We start from the raw sequence: 25762 nt of genomic DNA on the forward strand, positions 1-25762 counted from the left end.
ATAGCCCCCTATCCAAAAGTATAGAGTCGCAATCAGCGCCCCTCATGGAAGAAATCATAGATTGATTCCGCTAATGAATCAGAGATTCCATCGACCGCTTTCAGGTCGACAAGATTCGCGCGACTCACTGCCTTAGCACTGCCAAAATGAGCCAACAAAGCGCGCTTGCGTGTCGCGCCAACGCCAGGCACCTCATCCAATGGAGTGGCCCCTACAGCCTTCGCGCGTTTCACCCGGTGAGTGCCGATCGCAAATCGATGCGCCTCATCGCGAAGACGCTGGATGAAATACAAAACTGGATCATTGCGACGCAATGCAAACACACGCTGCCCCATGCGGTGGAATTCTTCTTTTCCGTGGTCACGATCAACACCTTTGGCGACCCCAACCATTGGAATATCCTGCACGCCCCACTCACGCATGATCTCATCGACCGCCGACACCTGCCCCGCACCGCCATCAATCAACAGCAGATCAGGCCACATGCCCTTGTCGCGACCGGGGTCTTCTTTTAGCAATCGTTTGAAGCGGCGCGACAGCACCTCTTTCATCATGCCAAAGTCATCCCCGGGTGTAAGGTCATCTCCCTTGATGTTAAACTTCCGATAGCTGTTTTTCATAAAGCCTTCGGGCCCTGCAACAATCATCCCACCTACTGCATTGGTGCCTTGAATATGAGAGTTGTCGTATACTTCGATCCGCTGAGGAGGCGCATCAAGGGAAAAAGCTTCGGCAATTCCAGCCAGTAACTTCGCTTGTGTCGCGCTTTCACTCATTTTCCGTGCAAGGCTTTCTTTGGCATTGCGCACGGCACCAGAAACCAGCTCTGCCTTCTCACCGCGCTGCGGTATAATCACCTCAACTTTGCGGTTCACCTTTTCAGCCAGAGCCTCGGCCATGAGATCGGTATTTTCGATCGGATGAGACAGGATCAACTGTCGCGGGGGTTCCTTTGTATCGTAGAATTGACCAATAAAGGCCTCCAGCACTTCAGCGGCTTCGATGTCGGCCCCGACGCGCGGGTAGAAATCTTTGTTGCCCCAATTTTGATTGGCGCGGATGAAAAAGACCTGCACGCAGGCCTGACCATTTTCCAAATGCAATGCGATGACATCTGCTTCGCTGACACCACGCGGATTAATGCCTTGGGCAGATTGCACCTGTGTCATTGCGCGGATGCGATCGCGCAGCACCGCAGCCTGTTCGAATTCCATATTCGCGCTGGCGTCCTGCATTTGACGCGCCAGACGCTCCTGAATCTCCGTTGAGCGCCCTTGTAGGTACCGTTCTGCATCTGCGACTGAGGCCGCATAGTCTTCGGCGCTAATTTTGCCCACGCAGGGGGCGGTACAACGTTTGATTTGATACTGTAGGCAGGGCCGCGTGCGCCCCTCAAAGGTGGCATCAGAACAATCGCGCAGCATAAAGACCCGCTGCAATTGGCTGAGCGTTCCATTGACCGCACCTGCACTGGCAAAGGGACCATAATAGGTGCCCTTTTCCTTCTTGGCACCACGATGCTTTTTGATCTGCGGGAATTCATGCGACTTGCTAACCAGAATATTTGGAAAGCTCTTATCGTCCCGCAGCAACACATTGTATTTGGGTTTGAGTTGCTTGATCAGGTTCTGCTCAAGCAACAAGGCCTCTGTTTCTGTTTTGGTTGTCAGAAACATCATCGAAGCTGTTTCGCTGATCATTCGAGCGATGCGGCCCGTATGCCCCGTTGGGCGCGCATAGTTGGATACCCGTGCCTTCAGATTTCGCGCTTTGCCCACATATAGCACGCGCGCCTGCGCATCGAGCATGCGGTAGACACCCGGAGAGCCATCCAGCGTTTTGACATAATCCGCAATACGGTCGTGCCCCAATTGCAGGAGCTCTGAAGCTGATGGATCAGAAGATGGGGCAGTGTCTGGCATGGTCGTATAAAATCCGATTCTCCCCCCTGCCTGCAATCTCCGGCCTCAGTTCGCAAGGGTAAACATGTCCACTATTTCTGTGGATAAGTCTGGATATAACTTTCAGAAGCCCGTGAATTTCCCTTATTTTTAACCCAATTCTGTCAACTGCCTAAAAAATAGGCAATTATGCAAGCCATTGTTTTCAAACGAAAGATTTTCCAGCATCACGCAAAACACTGAAAACATTACAGTTTTGGTAACACTTTCATGACGCGAGCGTGTTCGGTGCACAACTCGCGTGGTTGTATTAGGACTTACTTACTTTACTGCCATGAATTGTCGGCAAACAGCGCAACTTTAAGTTTTCAGGTTCCGCACAAAGGATCAGTGCAAAACTATACCGATATAAAGGACATAGAGTGCGGTGAGCAAAATACCCCAGCGGCGCGTGATATCGGCTTTGAACCAGACAAACGGCAGGATCAACAGGCTTGCGCCTGCCATGACCCAAAGATCAAATTCCAGAAACTCTTCGTCCACTGGTATGGGTCCAATCAGGCTCGCGATTCCGACAATGGCCAGCAAGTTGAACATGTTCGACCCGATTACATTGCCCAAAGCAACATCCGCTTGGCGCCGCAGCGCCGCCATCACTGTCGTTGCGAGTTCGGGAAGGCTGGTACCAACGGCCACCAGAGTCAGCCCAATGACTGCTTCTTCGACATGAAACGCCCGCGCAATTTCAACAGCGCTGTCCACCAACAGATCAGCCCCGAACGGCAGACCAATTAGGCCGAGCAACAAAAAGACTGCAATCCGCCACCAAGGCATATCGGGGTCTGCGCCTTCAAGATCGTCGAGTTCGTCCGCGGAGTTACATTCCATCTTACCGTTTTTGCGATGCCGCAAAGCCATGCGAAAAGCATCACCCAGCACGAAAGCAAGCGCGATCAGCAATATGACACCGCTCACCCATGTAAACACACCACAGAAGGCTAAAGCGATAAACAATGCCGTTGCCGCCAGCATGAAAACATAGTTCTTGCGTGTGTCGCAGGTACTGGTGTGCAACCGCGCCATAATGGCTGGGATGCCCAGAACCATCAGAATATTCGCAGTATTGGACCCCACGACGTTCCCCATCGCGATCCCCGGCGCACCATCATCAATCGCGCTGATCGCAATCAATAGCTCAGGGGCCGAAGTACCGAAGGCCACAATCGTTAAGCTGACGATAAGCGCTGGAATACCCATACGCAGGCTTAGGTTCACAGCCCCGCGCACCAAGGAATCTCCTGCCAATAGCAGAATGATCAGGCCCAAACCGGCCGTTAGCCAAACGAGCATATGTCCTCAGCCCTTCTTGCTGCGACAGGGACATGGCCCCTTGCCTAACTTAAATCGCCCACATGACGGGCATCTGCGTGCATCCAAATGTTTCTTACCCGGCACCGTCAATTTGCCAAACATGGCCAAGACCGCCATGAAGACCAGAAACAGAAGGATAATTTTTGTCAGCACATCAAAGTCCAAATCGCGCGAAGCTTGCGCGTTCCTCTATCCCGGATAGGGCATCCTGTGCAACCTGCGCTCCGAACCGCTGCCAAAACGGACGCTTCACATCATAGCGACGGAATCGCACGTCTTTGCCAAAACGCTCTTTCATCACAGGAACGATATGGCCAACCGCATCTGCCAATCCTTGCTCAACAGCTTTTCGACCAATCCAAATTTCACCGGTGAACATATCGTCGTTTTCAACCAGTTTATCGGCGCGGCGCGTTTTCACGTGATCAATGAAGTTTTCATGGATCTGCTCGAGGATTGCATTCAATCGGGCGACGTCTTCTTCCTTTTCAGGACGGAAAGGGTCCATCATCGATTTAGACCTACCGGCCGTATGGACGCGCCGTTCAAACCCGTGACGCTCTAGAAAATCATGCGCTCCAAATCCGGCAGAGATCACGCCAATCGATCCGACCACTGACGAGGCATCAACAAAAATTTCATCCGCAGCGGCAGCCAACCAATAACCGCCAGAAGCCGCCACATCTTCCACAAACGCGAATACAGGGATGTCTTTGTCTTCCGCCAATCGGCGGATGCGCGCCCCAATCAGCGCGCTTTGCACAGGCGACCCACCCGGCGAATTGATCACAATCGCTACGGCATCGGGTTTACCGCGCCGGAAGGCCTTTTCAATCAAAGGCGCCATGGATTGATCGCTTAAACCACCTCGGCTGCCTGCCGAGATAACACCAGATAAACGAAGCACCGCGACACTCGGGTACTTCTTTGTGAAGGGGATCCAACGTTTCATATCTGGCATGTAGAATGTCAGTGCCTGCCAAACAAGATGCAGCCACTGACTAATTTACTATTATTTACAAATTCAACAATTTGTTTACCCGACGTCCTGTCTCATTTGAGCGGAAGCACAAAGATTGAGGGCATGGGCACGCCCCTTAACCCTTAACTAGCTGCGAATGCGCCAGCCTGTTTTGAAGATCCACCAGACCACGCCCATGCAAATCGCAGTGAACCCAGCAATCGCCAGAAGGCTCAAACCAACAGGTACATCTGCCAACCCAAAGAACGCCCAGCGGAACCCTGAAATCAAATAGACCACCGGATTAAACAACGTCACAGTCTGCCAGAAAGGTGGCAGCATGGAGATCGAGTAGAATGAACCACCAAGGAACACCAAAGGCGTGACGATCAGCAATGGCACAAGTTGCAACTGTTCAAAATTCTTCGCCCATATCCCGATGATGAACCCAAACAAAGCAAAGCTTGTGCAGGTCAAAACCATAAAGGCGATCATTGCTATGGGATGCTGGATTTCCAAATCCACAAAGAAGCCAGCCGTGGCTAAAATCACCACACCGATGAACAAAGATTTTGTGGCTGCAGCGCCTACGTAGCCGATGACAATCTCAAGAAAATTAACGGGAGCAGACAACAGCTCGTAGATCGTCCCAATAAATTTCGGGAAATAGATGCCAAACGAGGCGTTTGAAATCCCCTGAGTCATGATCGACAGCATGATCAACCCCGGCACGATAAAGGCACCATAGCTGATACCGTCGACTTGATCGATCCGGCTACCAATGGCTGCGCCAAAGACAACAAAATACAGGGATGTCGAAATTACTGGTGAGATAAAGCTTTGGGTGAGCGTACGGAAAAACCGCGCCATTTCGAATACGTAGATCGCTTTTATGGCTGTCCAATTCATGGTTGCCCCTCCTCGACCAAGCCAACGAAGATGTCTTCGAGGCTACTTTGTTCTGTTTGTAAATCTTTCAAAACCAGCCCTGCGCCTGCGAGGTCTGAAAGCAGCTTGGTGATACCGGTCCGTTCTGCCTTGGTGTCATAGGAGTAGACCAAGGTCGCGCCATCATCGGTCAAGGACAGGTCGTATTCTTTCAAACCCTCGGGCACCGATGGAAGGGAATCTTGTAAAAGAACCTTCATCTGCTTTTGCCCAAAGCGTTTCATCAAAGCGGCTTTTTCTTCGATTAACAGCAACTCGCCTTTGTTGATCACGCCAATCCGGTCAGCAATTGCTTCAGCTTCTTCGATGTAGTGTGTGGTCAGAATAATTGTGACCCCATCGCGCTTAAGCTCATCTACTGTATCCCACATGTCCTTACGCAGGGCCACGTCGACACCAGCGGTTGGTTCATCAAGGAACAACACACGCGGTTCATGGCTAAGCGCTTTCGCAATCAAAACACGTCGCTTCATGCCACCGGATAGGGTCATGATCCGGTTGTCTTTTTTATCCCACAAGCTCAGCTGCCTCAGGATTTTTTCCAAATAGGCGTCATCGCGTTTTTTACCAAACAATCCACGTGTGAACCGCACGGTGTTCCAAACGGTTTCAAACGGCTCCAGATTAATTTCCTGCGGGACAAGACCAATCAGGCTACGAGCAGCGCGATAGTCTTCATCGACACAATGTCCGCCAACGTAAATCTTACCGGACGAGCTGGTAGTGATACCGCATACGGTTGAAATCAATGTTGTCTTACCGGCACCATTTGGGCCGAGCAGCGCAATAATCTCGCCTTCTTCGATGGACAATGTCACGCCTTTCAGCGCTTCAAAGCCTCCATCGTAGACCTTTTTTAGATCTTTGATTTCCAAAATGGACTTCATAGCGTTTCCTCTAAATTCCGCGCAAAGCTATGGTCATTCGATCAATTCGCCAAGGCGTTAAAAGAACATATAGTCCTGTGCAAAAATGCATATGAGATTGACAATCCACTTTGTCATACCCTCTGTAGGCGTCAAATTTTGTCAGCAGAAAGACCGCATGAATGAGCGAGATCATCCGCAAACACACCGCAACCCGCATGAGCAAAATCGTCGAACACAACGGGACAGTCTACCTTTGTGGCCAAGTTGGCAACGTAGGAGATCCAGTGGCGGATCAAACACGCCAATGCCTTGCGAAAATCGAAGCGCTGCTTGCCGAAGCAAACACCGACAAAACCCGCATTCTGCAATGTACGATTTGGTTGGCGGATATGGCCGATTTTGCAGAAATGAACGCAGTCTGGGACGCTTGGATACCTGAAGGTCACGCACCGGCACGTGCTTGCGGAGAAGCAAAATTGGCGCGGTCTGAATTGTTGGTCGAAATGATTGTGACAGCGGCCAAGTAGAACGGTCGACGACCTTCAAAAAAATAATGAAGGCGACGCGATTTTCTCGTCGCTTTCCTCTTGACCCTTTCCAAGGGCTAAACTAAACCCCGCTCCACTCATGGCGCGGTAGCTCAGTTGGTTAGAGCGATCGACTCATAATCGATAGGTCGGGAGTTCAAGTCTCCCCCACGCCACCACTACCTCCTTTGAAAAATCAAATAGCCGCCTATATCCTTGGCGCTTGTATAGTCCGCATACCTGCCCCGTTTAAACTTGCCATCAGCAGGTAAAAAAGGATCGACCATAGGTCGACCCTTTTAAATTTGTCCAAAATTTGAATGACCACATCATAGGATGCCTTGAGAAGTCAGTAGATTTTGAAACACACTCAATCACTCATTACTCAACTCACAAATTACGTAGAAATCCTTATTTTAAAACGACAATTTCGCGACGCACATCAGACAAGGCGTGAGTAACGCTAATTCCTTTCAAACTCCGAAGACAAACCTTTGATAGGCGCGCTCATCTGGGCACCGCTTGACGTGATCGGTGAATCAGCGCTAAGTCTCAAATTGAACTTAACGATCAAATCATGTTTTTGAGTGACTTAGACTTAACAGGCCACCTCAGGGCGAAGAAATCTTGCCGAAAACTTGATGCGAAGACAGATCCTGACAGCTTTCACCGAAAATGAACGCGTAGCTATTCGCGGCCTACGAAAGGCTGCAGTGCTTTCTTTTGGCACGGCCTGGGTGCAGCTTCTAACACTGGGAATAACCGCTTTTGTTGCCTTTGTTGCCCCGAGAGCGATTCCCACCGACTCCATTCTGACACTCTGGACTGGCACAATCGGGCTAGCCCTTGTTTCGATCTCATATCAGTTGATTACAGGACCCATCATTGCTGTATTCATGGCCCGGCTGCGCGTCACGGTTTTAATTTCACTGATACTCAACAGCGTGATCGATATCTTAATTCTGACCGCGATCGCCTATTTTGCCATCTCTGAAGAGCACTTTGCAGAACACGGTGTATTGAATGCCTTAGCTCGGGTCTACGTTGTGCTGTTTCTGCTCACCTGGGCATTCATTCAGGTGTATCTGTCTCTGATGCAGAACATCTTTGGCACGATATTTGCGGAATCCAACATTCCGGTTCGATTTTTCCCGCAGTTTCGCCAACACTGTTCAGAAGAGCTACAGGAACTGCTGCCAGCCCACCTACGGGGTCCTATTCGCTACATGCAAGCACAGGACAAATACGTGCAGGTGGTCACCGACAAGGGGTCTCACCTGCTCTCAACGCCTTTAACAGCCGCCATATCTAAAATTGATCAAAACCGCGGCATGCGAGTCCACCGCTCGCTATGGGTCGGCTGGGCTGAAATCGAACGCATAGTTTACGAAAACGGCAACCCACGCATTATCGGCGTGGATGGCACCGTTTGGCCCGTTAGTCGCAAGCATGTGAAACACATTAAAGCGACTTTACGAGATATGCAGTAGTCGGTTTTCTAGCAGCCACGCACTGTGTCGATCATCAACTGCACGTTTTCGGGATCCGCATCCGGCGTAATTCCGTGGCCCAGATTGAAGATATGCGGACCACCCCGCAAGGCATTCACAATGCGCTTGGTCTCTGACACCAACGCATCGCCACCGGTCACCATATGCGACGACTTCAAATTGCCCTGCACACATCCATCAGGTTGCACATTCGCAGCCGCCCACTCAGCCGTGACAGCATCGTCAAAGGCAACGCAATCAGCACCCGTCGCCTTGGCAAAGCCCATATAGCGCGCGCCAGCCCCGCGTGGGAAAGCAATGATAGGTGTGTCTGGGTGCAACTCTTTTAAGGCTGCAATGATGCGTTTTGCAGGCTGAAGCGCGTAGCGATCAAAATCGTCGCCTTTCAATGAACCTGCCCAGCTGTCAAACAGCTTCACAACCTCAGCACCTGCTTTGATCTGTTCAGACAGATAGGTCACTGTGCCGTCGATCAGCAGATCGATAATCTGCTGAAAGAGTTCAGGGTTTTGATCTTTCAACGCATGCGCGGGACCTTGATCTGGCGTGCCGCGGCCAGCGATCATGTAGGTTGCAACTGTCCAAGGCGCGCCTGCAAAGCCAATCAACGTCGTTTCACTTGGCAACTCACGACGTAGAATACGCACGGTTTCATAAATCGGGGATAGCTTGTCGTGCACGGCGTCCGCCGGTTTCAAAACATCAAAATCCGCCTGCGATCCAATCGTTGAAAGACGCGGGCCTTCACCAGTGACAAACCACACATCCGCACCCAATGCCTGAGGCAACAGCAGAATATCCGCAAAGAGGATCGACGCATCAAAGCCATAGCGGCGGATCGGTTGCAGCGTCACTTCGGCTGCGAGTTCAGAGTTATAGCAAAGCGATAGGAAATCCCCGGCCTGCGCCCGCGTCGCGCGGTACTCTGGCAGGTAACGCCCGGCCTGACGCATCATCCAAATCGGTGGTGTCGGCAGGGCTTCGCCTGCAAGTGCGCGCAGAATGGTTTTTTGCTCGGCCATGGCCCACCTCATAAAAAATTGGTCCCCTGCTAGGTCTAGCGCGCGCGGCAAGATGTCAAGCGATCAAGCACGCCATTCTGCTTGTCAGGACAATCTGGCACGGCTAGACCTCGGCTTATGACATTGATCTTACCTTCTCAAGAATCCCCTTTGAAAATTGGGACTCGTGGCTCTCCTTTGGCATTGGCTCAGGCCTATGAAACGCGAGAGCGCTTGATGAATGCCTTTGATTTGCCCCAAGAGGCGTTTCACATTGAAGTGATCAAAACCACAGGGGATGATCACCAGATGATCGCAGCGGACCGTCCCTTGAAAGAGATCGGCAACAAAGGTCTCTTTACCAAAGAAATTGAAGAAGCGATGCTGCGCGGCGATATCGATATCGCGGTGCATTCCACCAAGGACATGCCAACTGAGCAACCCGAAGGGCTGGTGCTGGAAACTTTCCTGCCACGCGAAGATGTGCGGGATGCGTTCATTTCCGTCAAATACGGCTCCATTGCAGAATTGCCTGAAGGCGCGAAGGTCGGCACTTCATCGCTGCGTCGCCGCGCGCAACTGATGCAAATCCGCCCCGATCTTAATGCGGTGGAGTTCCGGGGCAACGTTCAAACACGGCTTAAAAAACTGGCTGATGGGGTCGCGGATTGCTCATTCCTCGCAATGGCGGGATTGACGCGACTTGGCATGGTTGATCAGGCCACTAGTGCGATTGAACCGGAAGAAATGCTACCGGCTGTGGCTCAAGGCGCGATCGGGATTGAATGCCGCCAAGAGGACGCGCGCGCAAAAGAGATGCTGGCTGTCATCCACCACGCTGAATCTGGCCATCGCGTTCTATGTGAACGCGCGTTCCTGCGTGCATTGGATGGCTCGTGTGAAACGCCAATTGCGGCTCTCTCGACAGCCGATGGCGACGAAATCCACCTGCGCGGCGAAATCCTGCGCCCCGATGGATCAGACTGTTTAAAAATCGAAGGCCGCGCCACTCTCGATCAAGCCGAAGCGCTGGGTCAATCATTGGGTGAACAGTTGCTCGCGCAGGCTGGTGCAGACTTTTTTGACGCCTAAGCCTTAGAAAAACACAGCTGCAAAGGCGAGAGCGAACATGAAGACCGTGATCGGTGCCCACAGTTTGCGCTCTGCCATCGATGGCGTAATACAGTTGAAGTAAGTGGATAGACCCTGCATCGCCAAAGCTGGATATGCGAGCCACGTTGGCCAATTGGGCCAGCCACCTGCTGCTGATAGAACAGCAAATACCATCGCCAACGTTATGACAATCGCAACAAGTGCCGTGATTCTTCCTTGGCGATCCAGACGACCATGTTGGCGGCCACCTTGGGTCAGCTCACCCCATGGCGCGCCTGCGATGATGGCAACGTGGAACAGGATCACACCCAGACAGATGGCCAAGTAAGCGATTGCAAATGTCATTTATTGTGACCCCTTATACCCACTTAGCCATTGGCGGCAGGCTCATCAGAACAGCATTGGCATCATGCCCGGTCTCAAGCCCGAATTTGGTGCCGCGGTCATAGACCAAATTGTATTCCGCATAAAGTCCCCGATGCACAAGCTGCGCATCCTTTTCCACCTCTCCGAAATCAGACGAACGGCGTTTTTCTACCAACGGTAGATAGGCAGGTAGAAATGCCTTTCCAATGTCTTGGATAAAGGCAAAATCAGCGGCCCAATCGCCGGTGTTGTGATCGTCTAAGAAAATACCACCCACTCCACGCGCACGGCCTCGGTGCGGGATGTAGAAATACTCATCCGCCCATTCTTTCAGGCGCGGGAAATGCGCTGAACCATGGCGGTCGCAATGTTCCTTCTGAACACCGTGGAAATGCGCGGTGTCTTCGTCATATTCCAGACAGGGGTTGAGGTCCGACCCGCCGCCAAACCACCAACCGTGCGGGGTCCAGAACATACGCGTGTTCATGTGAACCGCAGGGCAATGCGGGTTTTGCATATGCGCCACCAGTGAAATCCCGGAGGCCCAAAAGCGCGGATCATCCGCCATGCCGGGCAGTCCCTTGCGCGCTGCCATCGCTTTTTGCGCGCGTTCACCAAGCGTGCCAAAAACGGTCGAAACATTCACGCCAACTTTTTCAAAAACACGCCCGCCACGCATAACGGACATCAAACCGCCGCCCGCATCCGATCCATCTTCAGAGGCACGTCGCGTTTCGGTGACTTCAAAACGCCCCGCCTCTTGGTCAGAGAACGGTCCGTCAGAGTGGCTGTCTTCCAGCCCCTCAAAGGCCGTGACGATTTGATCTCGCAGATTTCGGAACCAGGCGCTGGCCTGTTGTTTTTCAGGGTCCATCTGATCGGTCATTGGTTTGGTCCTTAGTGCGCTGGAGAGACAACGGGATCAATCAGAGTACGTCCGCCATCGACGGTTACGATCTGTCCGGTCATGAAAGCAGAGGCCTCTGATGCCAAATAGCGCACTGTGTCAGCCAATTCGGTTGGCGGCGCGATACGCCCAAGTGGCGTATGCGCTTCGATGTCATTCCGGTAGTCTGGATGTTCTTTCAACAGGTTCTTGAGGCTCGCGCTCATCACTGAGCCAAAGGCAACGGCGTTCACCCGAATACGGTGAGGCGCAAGCGCAGTCGCAAGGCCACGTGTCATCTGATCCAATGCCGCTGTCGCCATGGAATAGCCCATCAAATCGGGGTTTGTACGACATGCGGCAATCGATGACATGTTTACAATTGCCCCAGCGCTGCCCTCGCGCTCGTCTTCTGCTGACTGTTTGATCATGCGCTTGGCAACCGCTTGGCTTAAACGCAGAGAGGTCAGTAGGTTCTGATTGAGCATGGTCGAGATACTATCATCATCCATGTCGAGCGGATCCGTGCGCATCATCTGTCGGCTTGCATTCACCAAAATATCGACACGGTCATAGGCATCGATCGTAGCTGACAGCAAATTGGCAATGGTTAAACGCTCCCGCAAGTCACCAGCAAAAAACTCTGCTTTGCTATCTTCGGGTAGATCACCAGCTTCTTTGCTAAGTTGCTTGTCATCCATATCCACCATCATGACCTGTGCACCTTGGGCGGCGAATTCACGAGAGATCGCAAGGCCAATGCCATTGGCGGCTCCAGTCACGATTGCGGTTTTGCCTGCAATTGAAAATGACATGTATGTCCTCAATCTGTCCATGAGACTGGTTGAAAGGTTTAGATGATTCCGCCCGACGTTACGCCGAATTAGCGGCCAGAGCGAGTTGGGCGATCGGCACGCAAGATTTTGAACCGATTATCGCCACTGACCTCTTCAACTTTGGTAAACAAAGTTTCCAACGTTGTTTCATATCCAAGGTGTCGATTGGCCACCATCCAAAGGCTTCCATTTGGCGCCAACATTCGCGCTGCGGCCGCGATAAATGCTCGGCCAAGTCCAGGATCCGCTGCGCGTCCGCTGTGAAACGGCGGGTTCATTACAACCGTATTCATTTTGGCGCGCGGTTCCCAGACGGTGGCATCCGCCCAATGGAAATCTGCCCGCGAGTCAGTCAGGTTTTCGCGCGCGCATTCCAACGCTGCGTGATTGGCTTCAATCAAGTAAAGGCTCTCGACATCTGAACGCTCAAGGATCGATTTAGACAGATACCCCCAGCCTGCGCCAAGATCTGCAACCTGCCGACCTAGCTTTTCTGGCAAAGCAGCAACCAGAGCTGCAGAGGCAGGGTCAATCCCATCAGCTGAAAATACACCAGGGCGCGTCACAAAGCCTTCGGCGACCTGTGACGGTCCAGCTTCTACCCAATCTTCAAAATCCCCATTTTCGAACCAAAACAGTTTTCCATGGGCCTTTGAAAACGACCCAAGGACGTCAGCGCGTTTTTTGCAATCCTTCAGCATGGAATCCACGCCGTCGGTTTTCTGACCGTCGATAATGATCAAATCCGCCATACCCTCGGCAGTTGCCAGCAAGGCGCGCGCTTCGGTCTTTGCTCGCGTCAGACAAACGATTGCCGCTGCATAGGGCCCTTCGGCGGCAACGGAAACGTCATAACCAGCTATCTGGAATGCATCAAAATCGGGCTTTAGTCCCGTTACCACTTGAACGCGGTCTCGTGGTAGCGCCGATAAATCAAAACCAGCGGTGGGTGCAAAAATAGCAATTCGTCCCTCAGACGGAAGCTCAATCTGACCACTTTCAACAGCCAGAGATAAACGAGATGTGGACATGAATTATTTCGATCCAAGGTCAGCCTCGGATCACTCCTTTTCCATCGTGCACTGCAACGGATGTTGGTGGCGCCTTGCGAAATCCATCACTTGCGTGACTTTGGTTTCGGCAATCTCATGGCTGAAAACACCAACCACAGCCACCCCTTTCTTGTGAACGGTCAACATGATCTCAAAGGATTGCGCATGGGTCAGACCAAAGAACCGCTCTAAAATCAGCACCACAAATTCCATGGGCGTATAGTCATCATTCAACAGCAGGACTTTGTACAAAGGTGGGCGCTTAGTGCGCGCACGCGTTTTGACGGCGATCCCCAGATCCCCATCATCCTCATTGTCCGTCGCCATGAAAAACGGCTCTGCTGCCATGCTTGATGTCATTCCAATAAGTCTTGTGCCCGGTCTATATAACCTGTCGTGCCGGATAGAAAAGCCCCCGCCCGAATACCACCTCTGAAGAAGATGCAAAACGGAACTAAACAAAGGCTTAATACCGGCTCTTTCGCAATCTTACTCGCGCTTACGGTGTTGGTGCAAACCGGGCGGAATCTCCTTTGATTTGCCGCCCTCAACAAAGTGTCAACGTGCGCCATATTCGCGCCACATTCCCGCCACAATCGCTGGTTTAGTAGCTAATTAGTTAACGCCCGCTAAATATAGCCTTAACCTAGCTGAAACTTTTCCAAACCGCTCGCAACAAAGGGTTTCTTTGAAAAATACCCTGTGTTAGCCTTCTATCAAAAGGTCAGCCGAAAAATCGGCGGCAGAGGCAGTAAGGGCAAGTTACAGTGAAGGTTCGGCAGAGCAGGCCGGCCCGTTTTGGGCTATTCATCCTGATTGCATGTTTGGTATCGAATGTGTCCGCATTTTCTGCGGCAGCCGCGCCCTATGCGGCAATGGTGATTGATTCTCGCTCCGGCGAAGTGCTCCATTCCCGCAACGCAGACACCCGGCTACACCCGGCATCTTTGACAAAGATGATGACACTCTACATCGTGTTTGAGGCTGTCCAAAACGGTGAACTCAACATGGACACTAAAGTGCGCATCTCAAAGGTTGCGGCAGCTGAACCCCCGTCGAAGCTAGGCCTCAGATCAGGGCAACGCATTGCACTGCGATATCTTGTGCGCGCAGCCGCCGTAAAATCGGCGAATGACGCGGCCACCGCGCTTGGCGAGGCCGTTTCTGGATCAGAAGCGGCTTTTGCACGCCGCATGAACCGAACTGCCCGCGCGCTCGGTATGACTCGCACGACATTTAAAAACGCCCATGGGCTGACGGAAAGCGGTCACCTGTCTACAGCGCGTGACATGACCAAACTGGGACGTCATCTGCTTTATGACTATCCGCAATACTACAACTTGTTTTCGCGCCAATCGACCCACGCGGGCATCAAAGAAGTCGCGAACACAAATCGCCGTTTCCTTAGCAATTATCGCGGCGCAGACGGCATCAAGACCGGCTACACCCGCGCTGCTGGCTTTAACCTTGTGGCCTCTGCAGAACGCGGCAGTGAACGTATCATTGCAACCGTCTTTGGTGGCCGCTCAACAGCCTCTCGAAACGCCAAGGTCGCTGAATTGCTAGATCTCGGGTTCCGCCGCGCGCCGAGCCGGGTCGCATTACGCAAACCAAATCGTCCTGCCTACGCGGGCAACGCGGGCACGCAAGTCGCTGCAGCCAGAAACACAGCTGCGGGCAAAACCATTCAGGTCGCTACCGCCATCAAAAAGAGCCTTCGCCCACAGCTCCGCCCGACCGCTAAAACTGCTGCAACAACACTGGCAGCCACAAATGCCCCTACTGTGGGCATCGAAGCTGATATCGAAAACGCACTAAAAGAAGCACAGGCCAATACGGCTTCTCTCTATCCTACCTCAGTCAACAAAACTGAACCTGCTCCTGAAAAGGTTGCGCAAACTGCGCCGATCATCATGGAAGACCCAGAACCAGAGGTTGTCACGCGACTTTCAACATCCGGTGGACGCCATTGGGGTATCAATGTGGGCCGCTATGGCAGTCGCTATGCCGCTGAGCGTGTTTTGCTGAAAACCGCCTTAGCAGAAATGAGCACTTTGGACGGTTCTTTGCGAAAAGTAATCAAATCTAAACGCGGATTTGATGCAAACTTCATGGGATTGACCCGTGAAACAGCCGATCTTGCCTGTCGCCGTCTTCAAGCGCGCCAAGTCAGCTGCTTTATGATCGGACCAAGCTAAACCCCTCTGAAAGGAGGTTCAAATGCCTGATCCCTATGTTTCTGAAGTTAAATTTCTTGGCGCCGGCAACCAAGACTTCATCGAAATCGCTCTGGATGCCGGAAGCGATCCAAGCAATGTTGAAATCGTGATCTATCACCCGAATGGGTCGGTGCGCACGACGAATGCTCTTGGCAGCCTTGATAATACCATGGCAGGCAAAGATGTGTATTCAATCGATGCTGGCAATACCGCAACCTTCAACGGCGTGCACAAAAACGGTGCAGTGGCTGTCGTAGAAAACGGTGTGGTTGTACAGTTCATTTCCTTTGAAAACACAGTCACCGCAAACAATGGCCCAGCGGCTGGTATGTCCTCGACAGAGCTTGGCGGAACGGGCCAAGGTGAATCGCTCGAGTCTTCAAATGGCGGTTCCAGTTACACGGTGAACACCGCCCCTTCCCAAGGTACCATTCCGTGTTTTCTTGAAGGCACACGCATTCAAGCCGAACATGGTGACATTGCAATTGAGCAGCTGAAACCCGGCGATCTTGTTCAAACGCAAGATGATGGGCTTTGCAAAGTACAATGGGTTGGAATGCGCCAACTGACCTTAGAAGAATCCTCTGATCCTCGTTCTCGGCCCATTCGCATCCCAGCCTATGCCTTTGGTGCAGCTCGCCCCGTCCGTGACTTGATGGTGTCTCCAAACCATCGGATCGTGGTAAGTGGTCCGTTGGTGGCATCGCTTTTTGACTGTCCAGAAGTATTGGTTGCGGCCAAGTTTCTGGAGGGCTTCGAGGGGATCGGAGCATGCCCAACTGCCTTACCGATCCGGTTTCACCATCTTCTTATGGATGCCCACCACATTGTCACATCCAACGGCCTAGCAAGTGAAACTCTGTTTCTGGGCGATTTATCCGAAGAAGCCTTCTCGACCGAACAAGTTCAAAGCTCTTGCGACCTTGAGGTTTTTGAACACCACACTCACCTCGCACGTCGCGCCCTGAAGGCACGAGAAGCTGAACTGCTGGTGCAAGAACTCAAAAAACAAAAGACGTTTCATTTGCTGGTCAGCTGATGTCTTAGCTTTTTGGGTGATCATCGTAGTCGCCGTTCAAAATGCGCTGCGCATCCCCGCTGGGGTCGTCATATTGATCGCTTCGCAGCGTGTATAGAAACCCCCAAAGGCCAATACCGCCCAGCAATAAGGATACGGGTATCAACAAGGCAAGTACGTCCATAGCTACCTCAATCTCAATGCGTTTAAACTTACGGTTATCGAGCTTGTGGACATCGCCAATGCAGCAATCAAAGGCGTGGCAAGCCCTGCAATCGCCAATGGCACGGCAATAATGTTGTAGAGCGTGGCGATACGAAAATTTTCTTTGATGCGTTTGGTGGCCTGACGAGACACCTTTAAAGCTTCTGCGATTGGGGCAAGGGTTGACCCAAGAAACACAATGTCTGACGCCACCCGAGCCGCGTCCAAAGCACTCGCTGGTGAAATCGAAACATGCGCTTGTGTGAGAGCAACAGTATCATTCAAGCCATCCCCAACCATCAAAACCTTATGCCCCTGCTCTGCAAGATCATGAATGTAATCAGCCTTTTGCTGAGGAAGCACGTCGGCTTTCCAATTTCCACACCCAAGTTGCTCGGCTACTGCCGACACAGAATGTGCACCATCACCGGAAAGGATATGAACGGAAATGCCGCGATTTTGAAGTTTCTGGATCGCCTCTGGCGTCCCTGTGCGCAAAGCATCATGGCACCGGATCGCGATCCCGTATTTCGATCCAAGCCGCAGATAGACTGCGCTGCCATCGACCGGCTGAACACCAACCCAATCGGCACGACCTAGGCGTATAGTTTGACCCTTCCAAACCGCTTCAACGCCAAACCCCGGATGCTCTACAATATCGGTAACCTTGGCAGGTGTGACGCCCTCTGCTGCGGCCACAATCGCCTGACTAAGCGGATGCGCCGAGCCTGACGCTAAAGCAAATGCAACGCTGGCTGCCTCGGCATCCAACTGAGCCCAGTTTTCCACCACGGGCGTGCCTTTTGTCAGCGTACCCGTTTTGTCAAAAACCACAGTATCCACTTCGGACATTCGCTCTAAAGCCGTAGCGTGTTTGACCAGGAAACCGTCCCGAAACAACAGCCCGCTGGCTGCAGTGGTCACCGCAGGAACCGCAAGCCCCAATGCGCATGGGCATGTAATGATCAACACCGCAGCCGCGATGTTAAGCGCAGTACGCAGATCAGCGGTGGCCAGGAACCAACCCACAAAAGCCAAAGCCGACAGAATATGTACCCCTGGCGCATACAGCTTTGCTGCGCTGTCCGCCAATGAGGTGTAGCGCGAGCGGCCACTTTCCGCGATCGCAACCAAATCAACCATCTGATGCAGGCTGGTGTCCTGCCCGACTGCGGTCGCTTCTATAACCAACGGTCCGGTCAGATTGACTTCGCCCGTACTAACTGCCAGCCCTTTTTCGGCAAAGACTGGGAGAGTTTCACCAGTTAAAAGCGAGCGGTCAATCTCGGATTGTCCTTGAACGATTTGCCCATCCACAGGCATGCGGCCACCCGGTGCGACTTTGATCAGATCTCCGACCTTCAGGTCCACTACATTCACGCGAGCCTCAAGCCCTTCTTGAAGGCGGGTTGCCCAAGGGACCTCAAGTGCAGCCAATTCTTCCGCAGCAGAGCGCGCCACGGCACGTGTGCGGTGATCCAGATAGCGGCCAGCCAATAGGAAAAACACCAAGGTTAAGGCGGCATCGAAATAGGCATGGTGACCAGACAGCATTGTCTCCCAAAGGGAAGTCCCAAGCGCCAACACGATCGCAAGGACAATCGGCACATCCATATTCAACCGGCGTGCTTTTAGTGCTGACCAAGCATTCAGATAAAAGGGTTTTCCAGTGAAGGCGATCGCAGGCAGCGCAATCGCCGCTGAAATCCAGTGAAACAGGTCTCGCGTTGCCGCATCGGCACCCGACCAAACGGCAACCGACAGAAGCATGACATTCATGCTGGCAAACCCAGCCAATCCCAAACGCATGAGAAGGTCACGCCCTGCCCGATCCGCATCAGTCGCACTCAACATCCCAGCGTCAAGTTCATGGGCCTCATAGCCTGCCTTCGCGAGCGCTCCAATCAAGGCATCGGCTTCAACGCTTTCATCCGCTTCAACACTGACACGCTTTAAGGTGAGGTTTACGCGCGCAGAACGAACGCCTCTTTGCCTTTGCAGCACACCTTCGACTGTCGATATACAAGCGCCGCAGTGCACACTTGGCACGCTTAAAGCCAAATGCGCATCCGTTGCGAGTTCGACCTTTTGGGCAGCGGCTTCCGCAGCTGGCAGAGCATCGCAGGCCGGGCAAGCAGAGACCATCGCCATGGCTTACCTTTCCACCCGCAAAATAACTCTTTGCTCAAATGGCGTACCATCATAAGCCTGCGCTTTCATACGGATATTCCAGTTGCCTTCCCCCAATTCAGCGCGTGCAACATAAACACGGCCATCAAATTGAAATTCAGGCTGTAAATCGTCTTTGACATGGGTTGCGCGACCTAACACAGCTTCGAGATTTTGCACCTCTACTGCACGTCCATCTTGATCCAGAACAGAGAGGATGACGAACCCGCCGCTCGCCTCGGCCGTGATGTGCCACCCAAGTGCCTCCTGCGCTAATTTGCGGTCGTCAAAGGTCTGGCTGGCCACGTAAGAGTTCTTAACCTCCAGTCCCGGAAAGGTTTTGACCGCACTAAAGGCCAAAACCAAATTCACCCCGATAATCACCGCAAATGCGCTGATAAAAATCATGGCTGCGTGGCGGCCGGTAAATCGTTTTTCACCTGTAGTCATTGTTCGCCCTTTCCGTGAAAAATTGTATCTTTGTGAACGCGTTCGCCGCTGTCTTTGTCTTCAACCCAAAAACGCAATTCAGTTAACTCACCCCGCGCTGCGTCAGATCCATTCGGTGCCAAAACATAGACACGCTGCAGCAAAGTCTGATCCGCAGGAACGTCCACGATTACCCCGCTTAACCCTTCCAGCTCTAATGCGAGCGCCGCATCAGATTTGATGCTGATTTCAAAGGGACGTGCTTCACCATGCTTGTTGCGCAGCCGCAGCTCGTAGGTGTTGCGGATTGTGCCGTCTGAAAGTGTGACAAAGGTCGGGTTCCGCACAGGCGCAACGGTCACGTCAATCTCCGCACGCATAAACAGCGCAACCAACAGTAAAACGCCGACCAAGCTCCAAAGTCCGGTGTACACCATGGTGCGAGGGCGAAGAATGTGCTTCCATACTTTGCGCGGCGGCTGCCCAGCGCGTTCCAAGGGCTCGTCGCTGATCGCCATATAATCAATCAAACCTCGCGGTTTGCCGATTTTATCCATGATGTCATCACAGGCATCAATGCACAGCGCGCAGGTGATACATTCCATCTGCTGACCGTCACGGATATCAATCCCCATAGGGCAGACATTCACGCAGGCCATGCAGTCAATACAGTCCCCCTGTGGCGCTTCGGTTTGCACAGCTTTTTTAAGCTTCCCACGAGGTTCACCGCGCCAATCACGATAGCCAACGGTCAACGTGTCTTCATCCATCATCGCCGCCTGGATCCGCGGCCAAGGGCATGCGTAGATGCAAATCTGTTCTCGCGCGTATCCGCCAAAGAAGAACGTCGTTGCTGTGAGGATCGCCATCGTGGAATAAGCCACGGGATGTGCCTGGCCGGTAATCAAATCAATCAACAAGGTCGGCGCATCGGCAAAATAGAACACCCATGCCCCCCCCGTTGCGAGGCCAATTAGCGACCAGGCGATGACCTTGGTCACGCGCAGGCGCAGTTTGCGAAAATCCCATTTCTTTTGATTATGTAGCCGGAGGCGTGCATTGCGATCCCCTTCAATCCATCGTTCAACCAGAATGAAAAGATCCGTCCAAACAGTCTGTGGACAGGTGTAGCCGCACCAAACGCGGCCCAGCGCCGAGGTGAAAAGGAATAACCCCAGCCCTGCCATGATCAACAGACCTGCGATGAAGTAGAACTCATGTGGCCAGATTTCGATCCAAAAGAAAAAGAAACGCCGATTGGCAAGGTCCACAAGCACTGCCTGATCGGGCAAGGCTGGACCACGATCCCAGCGGATCCACGGGATCAAATAGTAGATACCCAAAGTCACCGCCATGATGACCCATTTCAGATTGCGGAATTTACCGGAAACTCGGCGTGGAAAAATCGGTTCGCGCGCCGCGTAAAGGCTCGGAGGGGTGTCGGCGTTACTCAAAGGATCAGCTCTCTTTGCAATTTAGCTGATCTTCTTTTCTCAGGCGCGACTGAGTCGAACTTTGACCGAGATCAAATTCTGACTTTCAGGGACATCTTTTTTACAAAAGCCCGATTTGTAGCTGCACATCTAGGTCTTGGTTGAGGGCATGATGCCGGCCTCTCAGGAAACGCGCGAACAGGACGAGAGACCGGCATCTTTGTGCCCACGCTCCTCAGTGTGGACAACCAGCGGCGCGTCTCAGCCTTTGGGAGTGATGACCCGCCGTTGATTAGAGTTTCGCAGATTCGAGAGAGGATTGCCTTGATTTGGATCAAGTGGATGGGGAGGTTTTGTATTCTTAATCTCGTCTTAGATAGAGCGAGGTAGACTATAAATCAGGGGCTTAGCCAATCTGACGCTTAACTCCTTTTTCCAAAAAGTAACGGGGCGTCTGCAATGAGTTGCAGACGCCCCGTTTTGTTATTCACCGCCACCCAATTGATGGACATAGGCAGACACCGCGCGGATCTGAGCCTCGGTAAGGCGTGTATCCCAGCTGGGCATTACGCCAAATCGGCTGTTCACAACCGTTTCGCGGATGTCGTCGTAAGAACCACCAAAGAGCCAGATTGCGTCCGCAAGGTTCGGAGCCCCTTGATCTCGGTCACCCAGCCCCGCATCTCCGTGACAAGAAGAACAGTTGTCCGCATAGACAGTTGCGCCCTCAGTCACCATGCTGGCGTCCATTGGCTCTCCACTGAGAGACATCACGAAGTTCACGACCTGATCGATCTGCTCGTCTTCCAGAAGCTCATCGCGCCCGAAGGCTGGCATCTCTGAGTAGCGAGCAAGGTCATTGTCTTCGTTGCGAATACCCGCGGTCACAGTTTCATGGATCGCTTCGATGTCACCACCCCAAAGCCAATCGTTATCCAAGAGGTTCGGATAGCCCTTTGATCCTGCGGCACCAGACCCGTGACACTGTGCGCACCAAGTCTTGAAGACCGCCGCACCGGCAGATTTGGCATAGCCATTTAGCTCAGCGTCATCTTCGATTGCAGTGAGTTCAGCAGACGCCAAACGCGCGTTGATGGCCTCGTTGCGGGTGTTAACTGCGTCGATTTCTGCTGCGACTTCTCCGCGTGTGGAATAGCCCAGCAGGCCCTCGGTTGCGCCTTTGATCCCTGGCCATGCCGGGTAAGCGATCGAGTAGCCAATGCCCCAAATAATGCACAAATAGAAGCACCACAGCCACCAGCGCGGCATCGGGTTGTCATATTCCTGGATGCCATCCCATTCATGTCCAGTGGTTGGGATGTCCTGTTTTTGAACTGGTTTCTTGCTCATGACTGCGCCTCCTTTTCGGTTGCGGCTGTTGGCGCGGGTTTGTCTGCATATCGAAATGGGATGTCAGCTGTGTTCTGATATTCCGCCTTGGAACCTGGGCGGAATACCCAGAGGATCACAGCGACGAAGAAGCAGAACAGGAACAAAAGCATCCAGCTGTCTGCGAACTCACGAAGGAGAGAATAGGTTTCCATGTTCTCCCCCCCTAACGTGACGCATCAGGCGTGAAGGTTGAGAAATCAACCAGCGTGCCCAGCATTTGCAGATAAGCCACCAGAGCATCCATTTCGGTTGTGCCCGGTTGACCATCGAAATTACGAACGCTGACGCTATCTTCGCCGTAGCGTTCCAGCAGACCATCATAGTCAAGGTCTGGATCGGCTTGCGCATTGAAATCAAGCTGAGCGTTGGCGATCATTTCTTCGGTGTATGGCACACCGACAATGGCGTTGGCCTTCATTAGGTCACCGATATACTCACCGTCGATGCGATTGTCGGTCAGAAAGCCATAAGTGGGCATAATCGACTCTGGCACCACGGATTGTGGATCGACCAGGTGATCAACGTGCCAATCATCCGAGTAACGTCCACCCACACGCGCCAAATCCGGCCCGGTGCGTTTGGAGCCCCACTGATGCGGGTGATCGAATTTGGACTCAGCGGCCAATGAGTAGTGACCGTAGCGTTCAACCTCGTCCCGCATCGGGCGGATCATCTGGCTGTGGCAGACATAACAGCCTTCGCGGATGTAGATGTCTTTACCTGCCAGTTCGAGCGGCGTGTAAGGACGCATGCCTTCCACATCCTCAATGGTGTTTTCCAGCCAGAACAAAGGGGCGATCTGAACGATCCCCCCGATGGTCACAACGAGGAAACTCAGCACCAGCAAAAGCGTAGCATTGGTTTCGATGAACTTGTGTTTATCAAGAATAGCCATCTCTCAGACCCTCCTTATTCTGCTGGAACTGCGACGGTCAGGCTGGCTTCTTTTGCCGGAGCCTTTCGTACAGTCAGCCAGAGGTTCACACACATGATGATCGCACCCGCGAGGTACATAAGACCTCCCAGTCCGCGCACCACATACATTGGGAATTTGGCAGCCACAGTGTCGGCGAAAGAGTTCACAAGGAAGCCGTTCGCATCAACTTCACGCCACATCAGGCCTTCCATGATGCCGGTCACCCACATGGACGCCGCATAAAGAATGATTCCGATGGTCGCGAGCCAGAAGTGCCAGCTGACCATAGTCAGGCTGTAAAGGCGCTCGCGTTTCCACAGAACTGGCACCAGGAAGTAGAGTGCACCAAAGGTAATCATACCGTTCCAACCCAGCGCACCAGAGTGCACGTGACCAATGGTCCAGTCAGTGTAATGGCTCAAAGAATTCACCGCACGGATCGACATCATCGGACCTTCGAAGGTGGACATGCCGTAGAATCCAAGCGAGATCACCATCATCCGAATAACCGGGTCGGTGCGCAGCTTGTCCCATGCGCCAGACAACGTCATCAGGCCGTTGATCATTCCACCCCAGCTTGGCATCCACAGGATGATCGAGAAGACCATACCCAAGGTCGAAGCCCAATCCGGCAACGCTGTGTAGTGCAAATGGTGCGGACCCGCCCAGATATAAAGGAAGATCAGCGCCCAGAAGTGGATGATCGACAGTTTATAAGAGAAGACTGGTCGCTCGGCTTGCTTTGGAATGAAGTAATACATCATGCCCAAGAAGCCCGCTGTCAGGAAGAAACCCACCGCGTTGTGGCCATACCACCATTGCACCATGGCGTCCTGAACACCCGCCCAGAGGATCACGGATTTGGAGCCGAAGATGCTGACCGGAATGGTCATATTGTTCACAAGATGCAGCATCGCGACGGTGACGATAAAGCTCAGGAAGAACCAATTCGCTACATAGATGTGCTTTTCTTTGCGTTTGATAATGGTGCCAAGGAACACGGCCAGATAGGACACCCAAACAACAGTCAGCCACAGATCCACATGCCATTCAGGTTCAGCGTATTCTTTGGACTGAGTGCCGCCCAGAACATAGCCAAGTGCAGCAAGCACAATGAACAGCTGATAGCCCCAGAATACAAACCACGCGAGGTTACCACCCCAGAGACGCGCGGCGCTGGTACGTTGCACGACGTAAAAGGATGTCGCAATCAAAGCGTTGCCGCCAAATGCAAAAATCACCGCACTTGTATGCAGCGGACGCAGACGGCCAAAGTTTGCAATCCCTTCGGCCCATTCAAAATTGAGAACCGGGAAGGCCAGCTGGAAAGCGATGAATACGCCGACCAGAAATCCGACGACCCCCCAGAGCGCTGTGGCGATCACGCCCGCTCGGATGACGTCATCCATATATTCGTCCTGCGGCAGCGCAGGCTTCTCATCGCCTGTCCCCCGTAGCACCCATAAAAACAGCCCACCTGACACAAGCACAATCACAAGTGCCTGCACCATATAGGCCAAGTCGCGCGCATAGTTGGCCGCGATCATCGCACATAGCGTGATCAGACCCAGCGCGATCAGCTTAATCGTGTTGATCATTTCGTGTCCCTTTGTCTTGCCCGGCTGTCCAGGAATCGATTCCAATTGGACCACGGGCGGCTTCAGACTGAGGCCTTTTTGAAGGGGTGCCGGAAATGTCGCTTTGATCTGTATCAAGGATTTTCGTGGTTTATGTGCGCAGGCTGATTTCAAGGGGCGAAGTTTGCCCGAACACTCACATCGTCATGAAAGGCCGCACTCATGTCCTTCAAATCCGTAATGTCAGTTCTGACCGACACAGATTTTGCCGAAGCCACTTTGGCTCAAGCCAACGAATTTGCGCGCGGGCATCGGGCCCATTTAGACGTCCTTGCGCTTGGGGTGGATCGCAGCCAAATGGGATATTATTTTTCCGGCGCGAGTGCGGTCGTTGTCGAAACCTCACTGAATCAAGCGCGAGAAGAGGCGCTGGCCATTGAACGTGTCGCAGAAACCTACCTTAAAAAAACCGAATGCCGCTGGGGCATTGAAGCAGGTGTTTCGCAAATGACAGAAGTTGCGCGGCATGTAGCTGCACGGGCGCGGTTTTCTGATTTGATGATCTTGCCCAAACCCTATGGCGAAAACCATGGCTACGAGATGGAAACCACGGTCGAAGCCTCACTTTTTGATGCCGGAGCACCGGTGCTTGTGGTTCCTGAAAATGGCAAAACCATCGTAAAGCCCAACACAATCACCGTTGCATGGAATGAAAGTCAAGAAGCGCTGAGAGCGGCCAAAGCGGCGATGCCACTGTTAAAAGAGGCTGATCTTGTACGGGTGCTAGTGATCGATCCACCAACTCATGGTCCGAACCGCTCCGACCCAGGCGGCTTGCTATCCACATTCCTCGCGCGCCATGGCGTACGCGTGGAAATCGATGTTATTTCAAAATCCATGCCTCGAGTCTCAGACGTCCTGTTGCGCCATGCGCAGGACACCGAAGCCGAAATGATTGTCATGGGCGCCTACGGTCATTCGCGATTCCGCGAATCCATCTTAGGTGGCGCAACCCGTCACATGTTGGAGCAGGCCGAAATTCCGGTCTTCATGGCGCATTAGG

General features: G+C 52.8%; 25 protein-coding genes and 1 tRNA gene. 7 read left to right on the forward strand and 19 right to left on the reverse strand.

Annotation, left to right across the window (positions count from 1 at the left end; translation table 11 throughout):
• Window positions 1-32: 32 nt before the first annotated feature.
• From uvrC to JXQ85_RS10965, 5 genes are all read right to left on the reverse strand, one after another.
• Window positions 33-1922: an excinuclease ABC subunit UvrC gene (gene uvrC, locus JXQ85_RS10945; protein ID WP_421748938.1), complete on the reverse strand. Its 1890-nt coding sequence runs from the start codon at window positions 1920-1922 to the stop codon at window positions 33-35.
• 366 nt (window positions 1923-2288) lie between these two features.
• Complete coding sequence (locus tag JXQ85_RS10950; RefSeq protein WP_421748939.1) at window positions 2289-3251, reverse strand: calcium/sodium antiporter; 963 nt, start codon at window positions 3249-3251, stop codon at window positions 2289-2291.
• 175 nt (window positions 3252-3426) lie between these two features.
• Complete coding sequence (locus JXQ85_RS10955; RefSeq protein ID WP_421749056.1) at window positions 3427-4224, reverse strand: S49 family peptidase; 798 nt, start codon at window positions 4222-4224, stop codon at window positions 3427-3429.
• Window positions 4225-4380: 156 nt separating this feature from the next.
• A complete protein-coding gene (locus JXQ85_RS10960) occupies window positions 4381-5142 on the reverse strand; it encodes an ABC transporter permease (RefSeq protein ID WP_421748940.1) in 762 nt (253 codons plus the stop codon).
• On the reverse strand, window positions 5139-6068 hold the full coding sequence (locus JXQ85_RS10965) for an ABC transporter ATP-binding protein (RefSeq protein WP_421748941.1): 930 nt from the start codon (window positions 6066-6068) through the stop codon (window positions 5139-5141). The genes JXQ85_RS10960 and JXQ85_RS10965 overlap by 4 nt, the downstream gene beginning before the upstream one ends.
• 161 nt (window positions 6069-6229) lie before the next feature.
• Here JXQ85_RS10965 and JXQ85_RS10970 point away from each other — a divergent pair, with 161 nt between their 5' ends.
• The 3 genes from JXQ85_RS10970 (at window position 6230) to JXQ85_RS10980 (ending at window position 8067) form a co-directional block, all read left to right on the forward strand.
• A complete protein-coding gene (locus JXQ85_RS10970; RefSeq protein ID WP_421748942.1) occupies window positions 6230-6577 on the forward strand; it encodes a RidA family protein in 348 nt (115 codons plus the stop codon).
• A gap of 102 nt (window positions 6578-6679) precedes the next feature.
• Window positions 6680-6756: transfer RNA gene (locus JXQ85_RS10975), tRNA-Met, on the forward strand.
• Between the two features lie 462 nt (window positions 6757-7218).
• Window positions 7219-8067, forward strand: coding sequence for a LytTR family DNA-binding domain-containing protein (locus JXQ85_RS10980; protein ID WP_421748943.1), 849 nt, complete (start codon window positions 7219-7221; stop codon window positions 8065-8067).
• 8 nt (window positions 8068-8075) lie between these two features.
• Here JXQ85_RS10980 and hemE read toward each other — a convergent pair whose 3' ends face one another.
• Complete coding sequence (hemE, locus tag JXQ85_RS10985; RefSeq protein ID WP_421748944.1) at window positions 8076-9110, reverse strand: uroporphyrinogen decarboxylase; 1035 nt, start codon at window positions 9108-9110, stop codon at window positions 8076-8078.
• A 117-nt stretch (window positions 9111-9227) separates the two neighbouring features.
• Between hemE and hemC the strand changes: the two genes are divergently transcribed.
• Window positions 9228-10181, forward strand: a complete 954-nt coding sequence (gene hemC / locus JXQ85_RS10990; RefSeq protein ID WP_421748945.1) for a hydroxymethylbilane synthase — start codon at window positions 9228-9230, stop codon at window positions 10179-10181.
• Window positions 10182-10184: 3 nt separating this feature from the next.
• Here the strand turns inward: hemC and JXQ85_RS10995 are convergent, their stop codons facing one another.
• The 5 genes from JXQ85_RS10995 to clpS form a co-directional block, all read right to left on the reverse strand.
• On the reverse strand, window positions 10185-10547 hold the full coding sequence (locus tag JXQ85_RS10995; RefSeq protein ID WP_421748946.1) for a hypothetical protein: 363 nt from the start codon (window positions 10545-10547) through the stop codon (window positions 10185-10187).
• Window positions 10548-10560: 13 nt separating this feature from the next.
• On the reverse strand, window positions 10561-11454 hold the full coding sequence (gene hemF / locus JXQ85_RS11000) for an oxygen-dependent coproporphyrinogen oxidase (RefSeq protein ID WP_421748947.1): 894 nt from the start codon (window positions 11452-11454) through the stop codon (window positions 10561-10563).
• An 11-nt stretch (window positions 11455-11465) separates the two neighbouring features.
• Window positions 11466-12269 carry an SDR family NAD(P)-dependent oxidoreductase gene (locus JXQ85_RS11005; protein ID WP_421748948.1) on the reverse strand — a complete coding sequence of 268 codons (804 nt, stop codon included), beginning with the start codon at window positions 12267-12269 and terminating at the stop codon, window positions 11466-11468.
• A gap of 68 nt (window positions 12270-12337) precedes the next feature.
• Window positions 12338-13321 carry a class I SAM-dependent methyltransferase gene (locus tag JXQ85_RS11010; protein WP_421748949.1) on the reverse strand — a complete coding sequence of 328 codons (984 nt, stop codon included), beginning with the start codon at window positions 13319-13321 and terminating at the stop codon, window positions 12338-12340.
• A gap of 30 nt (window positions 13322-13351) precedes the next feature.
• A complete protein-coding gene (gene clpS / locus JXQ85_RS11015) occupies window positions 13352-13669 on the reverse strand; it encodes an ATP-dependent Clp protease adapter ClpS (protein WP_421749057.1) in 318 nt (105 codons plus the stop codon).
• 440 nt (window positions 13670-14109) lie between these two features.
• Here clpS and JXQ85_RS11020 point away from each other — a divergent pair, with 440 nt between their 5' ends.
• A complete protein-coding gene (locus tag JXQ85_RS11020; protein WP_421748950.1) occupies window positions 14110-15540 on the forward strand; it encodes a D-alanyl-D-alanine carboxypeptidase family protein in 1431 nt (476 codons plus the stop codon).
• Between the two features lie 22 nt (window positions 15541-15562).
• Complete coding sequence (locus tag JXQ85_RS11025) at window positions 15563-16600, forward strand: Hint domain-containing protein (RefSeq protein WP_421748951.1); 1038 nt, start codon at window positions 15563-15565, stop codon at window positions 16598-16600.
• A 4-nt stretch (window positions 16601-16604) separates the two neighbouring features.
• On the opposite strand, the gene ccoS is transcribed toward JXQ85_RS11025, so the two are convergent.
• The 8 genes from ccoS to ccoN form a co-directional block, all read right to left on the reverse strand.
• Entirely contained in the window at window positions 16605-16763 is a 159-nt protein-coding gene (gene ccoS, locus JXQ85_RS11030) for a cbb3-type cytochrome oxidase assembly protein CcoS (protein ID WP_421748952.1), read from the reverse strand.
• Between the two features lie 2 nt (window positions 16764-16765).
• A complete protein-coding gene (locus JXQ85_RS11035; protein WP_421748953.1) occupies window positions 16766-18934 on the reverse strand; it encodes a heavy metal translocating P-type ATPase in 2169 nt (722 codons plus the stop codon).
• Between the two features lie 3 nt (window positions 18935-18937).
• Window positions 18938-19402, reverse strand: a complete 465-nt coding sequence (locus JXQ85_RS11040) for a FixH family protein (RefSeq protein ID WP_421748954.1) — start codon at window positions 19400-19402, stop codon at window positions 18938-18940.
• Window positions 19399-20835, reverse strand: coding sequence for a cytochrome c oxidase accessory protein CcoG (gene ccoG, locus JXQ85_RS11045; RefSeq protein ID WP_421748955.1), 1437 nt, complete (start codon window positions 20833-20835; stop codon window positions 19399-19401). Before ccoG ends, JXQ85_RS11040 begins: the two co-directional genes overlap by 4 nt.
• A 462-nt stretch (window positions 20836-21297) precedes the next feature.
• A complete protein-coding gene (ccoP, locus tag JXQ85_RS11050; RefSeq protein WP_421748956.1) occupies window positions 21298-22164 on the reverse strand; it encodes a cytochrome-c oxidase, cbb3-type subunit III in 867 nt (288 codons plus the stop codon).
• The gene (locus tag JXQ85_RS11055; RefSeq protein ID WP_421748957.1) at window positions 22161-22358 is read right to left on the reverse strand and encodes a cbb3-type cytochrome c oxidase subunit 3; all 198 of its coding nucleotides are present in this window, start codon (window positions 22356-22358) and stop codon (window positions 22161-22163) included. Before JXQ85_RS11055 ends, ccoP begins: the two co-directional genes overlap by 4 nt.
• An 11-nt stretch (window positions 22359-22369) precedes the next feature.
• A complete protein-coding gene (ccoO, locus tag JXQ85_RS11060; RefSeq protein WP_421748958.1) occupies window positions 22370-23101 on the reverse strand; it encodes a cytochrome-c oxidase, cbb3-type subunit II in 732 nt (243 codons plus the stop codon).
• A gap of 14 nt (window positions 23102-23115) precedes the next feature.
• Window positions 23116-24720, reverse strand: a complete 1605-nt coding sequence (ccoN, locus tag JXQ85_RS11065) for a cytochrome-c oxidase, cbb3-type subunit I (protein WP_421748959.1) — start codon at window positions 24718-24720, stop codon at window positions 23116-23118.
• Window positions 24721-24921: 201 nt separating this feature from the next.
• Between ccoN and JXQ85_RS11070 the strand changes: the two genes are divergently transcribed.
• Window positions 24922-25761, forward strand: coding sequence for a universal stress protein (locus tag JXQ85_RS11070; RefSeq protein WP_421748960.1), 840 nt, complete (start codon window positions 24922-24924; stop codon window positions 25759-25761).
• Window position 25762 lies beyond the last annotated feature (1 nt).

This window comes from Cognatishimia sp., assembly GCF_049116455.1.
GTDB lineage: Bacteria > Pseudomonadota > Alphaproteobacteria > Rhodobacterales > Rhodobacteraceae > Cognatishimia.

Coding starts and splice junctions, on each gene's coding strand:
- uvrC (WP_421748938.1), bottom strand. CDS start 1,922: ATGCCAGACACTGCCCCATCTTCTGATCCATCAGCTTCAGAGCTCCTG.
- JXQ85_RS10950 (WP_421748939.1), bottom strand. CDS start 3,251: ATGCTCGTTTGGCTAACGGCCGGTTTGGGCCTGATCATTCTGCTATTG.
- JXQ85_RS10955 (WP_421749056.1), bottom strand. CDS start 4,224: ATGAAACGTTGGATCCCCTTCACAAAGAAGTACCCGAGTGTCGCGGTG.
- JXQ85_RS10960 (WP_421748940.1), bottom strand. CDS start 5,142: ATGAATTGGACAGCCATAAAAGCGATCTACGTATTCGAAATGGCGCGG.
- JXQ85_RS10965 (WP_421748941.1), bottom strand. CDS start 6,068: ATGAAGTCCATTTTGGAAATCAAAGATCTAAAAAAGGTCTACGATGGA.
- JXQ85_RS10970 (WP_421748942.1), top strand. CDS start 6,230: ATGAGCGAGATCATCCGCAAACACACCGCAACCCGCATGAGCAAAATC.
- JXQ85_RS10980 (WP_421748943.1), top strand. CDS start 7,219: ATGCGAAGACAGATCCTGACAGCTTTCACCGAAAATGAACGCGTAGCT.
- hemE (WP_421748944.1), bottom strand. CDS start 9,110: ATGGCCGAGCAAAAAACCATTCTGCGCGCACTTGCAGGCGAAGCCCTG.
- hemC (WP_421748945.1), top strand. CDS start 9,228: ATGACATTGATCTTACCTTCTCAAGAATCCCCTTTGAAAATTGGGACT.
- JXQ85_RS10995 (WP_421748946.1), bottom strand. CDS start 10,547: ATGACATTTGCAATCGCTTACTTGGCCATCTGTCTGGGTGTGATCCTG.
- hemF (WP_421748947.1), bottom strand. CDS start 11,454: ATGACCGATCAGATGGACCCTGAAAAACAACAGGCCAGCGCCTGGTTC.
- JXQ85_RS11005 (WP_421748948.1), bottom strand. CDS start 12,269: ATGTCATTTTCAATTGCAGGCAAAACCGCAATCGTGACTGGAGCCGCC.
- JXQ85_RS11010 (WP_421748949.1), bottom strand. CDS start 13,321: ATGTCCACATCTCGTTTATCTCTGGCTGTTGAAAGTGGTCAGATTGAG.
- clpS (WP_421749057.1), bottom strand. CDS start 13,669: ATGGCGACGGACAATGAGGATGATGGGGATCTGGGGATCGCCGTCAAA.
- JXQ85_RS11025 (WP_421748951.1), top strand. CDS start 15,563: ATGCCTGATCCCTATGTTTCTGAAGTTAAATTTCTTGGCGCCGGCAAC.
- ccoS (WP_421748952.1), bottom strand. CDS start 16,763: ATGGACGTACTTGCCTTGTTGATACCCGTATCCTTATTGCTGGGCGGT.
- JXQ85_RS11035 (WP_421748953.1), bottom strand. CDS start 18,934: ATGGCGATGGTCTCTGCTTGCCCGGCCTGCGATGCTCTGCCAGCTGCG.
- JXQ85_RS11040 (WP_421748954.1), bottom strand. CDS start 19,402: ATGACTACAGGTGAAAAACGATTTACCGGCCGCCACGCAGCCATGATT.
- ccoP (WP_421748956.1), bottom strand. CDS start 22,164: ATGAGCAAGAAACCAGTTCAAAAACAGGACATCCCAACCACTGGACAT.
- JXQ85_RS11055 (WP_421748957.1), bottom strand. CDS start 22,358: ATGGAAACCTATTCTCTCCTTCGTGAGTTCGCAGACAGCTGGATGCTT.
- ccoO (WP_421748958.1), bottom strand. CDS start 23,101: ATGGCTATTCTTGATAAACACAAGTTCATCGAAACCAATGCTACGCTT.
- ccoN (WP_421748959.1), bottom strand. CDS start 24,720: ATGATCAACACGATTAAGCTGATCGCGCTGGGTCTGATCACGCTATGT.
- JXQ85_RS11070 (WP_421748960.1), top strand. CDS start 24,922: ATGTCCTTCAAATCCGTAATGTCAGTTCTGACCGACACAGATTTTGCC.